We start from the raw sequence: 273 nt of genomic DNA on the forward strand, positions 1-273 counted from the left end.
GCCGAACAGCAAGCGGCATTCGCCAAAGGAAATCCCAATGCCTGACTTGAACATCCTCCGCGCCAGCCTCAAGAGCGGTGAACATGTTTTTGCCGACACCCTGGCTTTTATTGCCGAGGGCTACGAATACCAGCCCCAAGCCTTCCATAACGGTGGCGTCGAGAACGCGGCAGGGCAGAACGAAGGCTCCTGCAAGACCTTGGGCCTGGCACTGCTTGAAGGCTTGAGCGATGAAGAAGCGCTCCTGGCATTCGGCGAGCATTATCGTTCGGT

General features: G+C 57.5%; 1 protein-coding gene. It reads left to right on the forward strand.

The genetic code is table 11. The annotated features are described in order from the left end of the window. Positions 1–37 precede the first annotated feature (37 nt). Positions 38–273 (forward strand): HopJ type III effector protein (locus tag OC610_RS29235; protein WP_264433334.1); only part of this gene is annotated, 236 nt, incomplete at its 3' end.

It is taken from the genome of Pseudomonas agronomica (assembly GCF_025917275.1).
Classification (GTDB): domain Bacteria; phylum Pseudomonadota; class Gammaproteobacteria; order Pseudomonadales; family Pseudomonadaceae; genus Aquipseudomonas; species Aquipseudomonas agronomica.